We start from the raw sequence: 974 nt of genomic DNA on the forward strand, positions 1-974 counted from the left end.
GGCGGGCGCTCTGGCGGGCACCCGTCCCGGCCATCTGCCGGGCACCGCGCCCGGCGCGACCGCCCCGGCGCTGCCGCCGCTGACCGTCCAGGAGGAGACCCTCTCCGACCTCTGGTCCACCGGGGTCTCGGCCACGCACCCCATGGCCCATGTCCGGCCCCTCCTGGCCGATCAGGGCGTGATCCCCGCGGAGCGGCTGAGGGAGGTCCCGGCCGACACCAACGTCCAGGTCGCGGGGCTGGTCACCCACCGGCAGCGCCCCCCGACGGCGGGCGGCATCGTCTTCCTGTCCCTGGAGGACGAGACCGGCACCAGCAACGTCATCTGCCCGCCCGCCGTCTGGTCACGGCACCGCGCCATCGGCCTCAACTCCCAGGCCCTCGTGATCCACGGCCGGCTGGAGTCCCGCGAGAACGTCCTGCACGTCCACGCCACCAAGCTCAGCCGCCTGCCCGTTCCCGGCCGCACCAAGTCCCGCAACTTCCACTGACGGCCCGCAACTTCCACTGACGGATAGGTAGGGGAAATCGGTAGGGGTACCGATGCCGGGGCGGGGGCTCCGGCGGGAAGGTGGGGGCCGGCCAGGGCCGCGGGGCGGACGTCCGCAAGGACGGGACCGTCGCGGCGGTCAGCGGCGCCTGGCCGCTTCCAGCAGGCCCGCGATCAGGACCCGTGAGGAGATGCCCAACTTGGACAGGATGTGCTCGACATGAGCGTCGGCGGTACGTTTGGAGATGTACAGGCGTTCGGCGACCTCGCGGGTGGACAGGCCCTGCGCGACCAGCCCGGCGACCTCGCGTTCGCGGCGGGTCAGGGCCTCCAGGGCGGCCTGGTCCGGCGTCTCGTGGGTGCTGGCGGCGGGCTCCGGCGGGTCGGCGTCGCTGATCGCGACCTCGACGACCTGCTCCAGCAGGGCCAGCGCACCCCGCGCGTGCAGCTCCTCATAGCGCTGTGGCGTGAGCGCCGCCCGCGCC

The 974-nt window shown here is 73.9% G+C and carries 2 protein-coding genes; one reads left to right on the forward strand and one right to left on the reverse strand.

Annotation, left to right across the window (positions count from 1 at the left end):
- A partial coding sequence (locus tag ACYVE7_RS34665) for an OB-fold nucleic acid binding domain-containing protein (protein WP_460370873.1) occupies nt 1-490 on the forward strand: 490 nt, incomplete at its 5' end.
- Between the two features lie 138 nt (nt 491-628).
- On the opposite strand, the gene ACYVE7_RS34670 is transcribed toward ACYVE7_RS34665, so the two are convergent.
- Nucleotides 629-974, reverse strand: a 346-nt coding sequence (locus tag ACYVE7_RS34670) for a LuxR C-terminal-related transcriptional regulator (protein ID WP_460370875.1), incomplete at its 5' end; no start/stop codon positions are given.

The organism is Actinocorallia lasiicapitis (assembly GCF_054778695.1).